Source organism: Vibrio ouci, assembly GCF_004551525.1.
Lineage (GTDB): Bacteria > Pseudomonadota > Gammaproteobacteria > Enterobacterales > Vibrionaceae > Vibrio > Vibrio ouci.
Window position 1 is genome coordinate 1 of sequence record NZ_SATR01000334.1, and the last position, 510, is coordinate 510.

The following is a 510-nucleotide window of genomic DNA, read 5'->3' on the forward strand; positions in this document are numbered from 1 at the left end:
TAACGCCAAATTAAGTAGTGAGCAACGCTACCACACACCTAACCCATTGTGCCGTAAACACTTAAGCCTATTCAAACCAAAAATGCCAAGCGTTGCGAATCTGCTTAAATTTATTGTTATGTGATTTTACTCAATGCAGTCTGACTGACTAAAAATCTCATAGTCGTTCAATGAGCCGTAGGTAAATTTGAAGTCTACGACTTTACATATGTCTGTAGTTTTACTTTTGTAGGCAATTTTTCCATTAGCATAAGCTGTATCGCCGTCTTTAAAGCTTGTATCGATTTCTTTGTGTAAAGTCGCAGTTCCATTTGGTAAATCACGCAACCCTTCCGATGGATCAAACCACCCTTCTTTAATGGCAACCTGACTCAGCATTAGCTTTGATAGTCGCACCAACTCTTTAGGTTGAGCTACATAGCGGTCATAGATGAAATAACCCAGCATAATGACGACAAATAGCACTAACATTGTCGATTTTTTCATATTTGTCTCCAATCACATAACGCC

1 protein-coding gene is annotated in these 510 nt (G+C 38.8%); it reads right to left on the reverse strand.

The window, feature by feature from the left end; genetic code table 11:
- Positions 1–126: 126 nt before the first annotated feature.
- Positions 127–486 (reverse strand): hypothetical protein, encoded by a 360-nt coding sequence (locus ELS82_RS25900; protein ID WP_134837854.1) that lies wholly within the window; start codon positions 484–486, stop codon positions 127–129.
- Positions 487–510 lie beyond the last annotated feature (24 nt).

Bases quoted from the DNA above. Each gene is read 5' to 3' on its own strand.
- ELS82_RS25900 (WP_134837854.1), bottom strand. From the start codon at position 486: ATGAAAAAATCGACAATGTTAGTGCTATTTGTCGTCATTATGCTGGGT.